Source organism: Fictibacillus arsenicus, from assembly GCF_001999465.1.
Lineage (GTDB): Bacteria > Bacillota > Bacilli > Bacillales > Fictibacillaceae > Fictibacillus > Fictibacillus arsenicus.
Genome location: NZ_MQMF01000026.1, coordinates 1 through 1,494, shown reverse-complemented (window position 1 = coordinate 1,494; position 1,494 = coordinate 1). Strand labels below are relative to the sequence as shown.

The window sequence follows — 1,494 nt, the reverse complement described above, 5'->3', positions numbered from 1 at the left end:
GAGCGCTGGCGCAGGCTCGGTGAAGAACGACTGCATTCGGGTTCCCAGGGCATCGGCGATGGAGGCCAGCTCCAGGGCAGTGACCTTCCGTTGTCCGCCTTCGATCCGGTTGACCATGGTGCGCTCGAGGCCAACGGCGGTAGCTAGGTCCTGCTGGGACATCCCGCGACGCTCCCGCGCGGCACGTACACGGGCACCCAGCGAATGAGGAGTGGTCGGCGACATGTGTGCGATTCTCGCACACATGGCACTGACGGTGAACCCTCGTCGCATACGCTGATGCGTTCGAGAACAAGCGCCGCGCCGCACTGCTGGTGATGGCCACCGGCACCGGGAAGACGTGCACCGCCGTCGCCCTGGTGGACCAGATGGCCCGCGCCGGATGGGTCAAGCGCGTGCTCTTCCTGGCGGACCGGCAGGCCCTCGTGAAGCAGGCCGCGGACGCCTTCGTGGAGCACGGCTTCGTCGGCACCACCGTGAACCTGCTGAAGAACCGGCACGGGGAGGGACGCGTCTACGCCTCCACCTACCCCACCATGCTCGGCCTCATCCAGGAGTCCACCGGCCAGGGCGCCCGCTTCGACCCCGGATACTTCGACCTGGTGATCGTGGACGAGGCCCACCGGTCCGTATACGCCAAGTACGGCGAGATCTTCCGCCACTTCGATGCCCTTCTCGTGGGCCTCACCGCCACCCCCAAGGACGAGATCGACCGGAACACCTACGGCCTCTTCGGCCTCGAGCCCGGCGTGCCGACTGATGCCTACACCCTCGACGAGGCCGTGGCGGACGGGTTCCTGGTGCCGCCGCGGGGCGTCTCCGTGGGGACCACCTTCCTGCGTCGCGGCACCCGGTACGATCAGCTTCCCGCCGAGGAGCAGGAGGCCTGGGACGCGCTGGACTGGGGCGAGGACGAGGCGCCCGAGGAGGTTTCGAGCGAGGAGATCAACCGGTTCCTCTTCAATGCGGACACCGTGGACCGCGTGCTCTCCACCCTCAGGGAGCACGGCCACAAGGTGGCCGGCAGCGAACGGCTCGGCAAGACCATCGTCTTCGCCAAGAACCAGCCGCACGCCGAGTTCATCCTGCAGCGGTTCGACGCCCAGTGGCCGGAGCTCGGCGGCCGGTACGCCCAGATCATCACCCACGCCAGCCGCTACCCGGACGCCCTGCTGGACGACTTCAAGACCCCCGGCAAGGCCCCGCACATCGCCATCAGCGTGGACATGCTGGACACGGGGGTGGACGTGCCCGACGTCGTCAACCTCGTGTTCTTCAAGCTCATCCGCTCCAAGACCAAGTTCTGGCAGATGATCGGCCGCGGCACCCGCCTGCGCCCTGACCTCTTCGGCCCTGGCCGGGACAAGACCTCCTTCACCGTCATCGACGTCGGCGGAAATCTCGAGTACTTCAACCAAGACCTTCCCGAACGGGAGCCATCCCAGCAGAAGCCCCTCACCCAGCAGATCTTCGAGACGCGGGCCGCCGTCGTCG

The 1,494-nt window shown here is 67.3% G+C and carries 2 protein-coding genes; one reads left to right on the top strand and one right to left on the bottom strand.

Going from position 1 to position 1,494, the window contains the following annotated elements:
• The coding region (locus UN64_RS21580; protein ID WP_369073188.1) for a helix-turn-helix domain-containing protein at positions 1-225 on the bottom strand (225 nt) is incomplete at its 3' end.
• A gap of 92 nt (positions 226-317) precedes the next feature.
• Here UN64_RS21580 and UN64_RS21575 point away from each other — a divergent pair.
• Positions 318-1,494: DEAD/DEAH box helicase family protein (locus UN64_RS21575; protein WP_171978991.1), on the top strand; the 1,177-nt coding region annotated here is incomplete at its 3' end.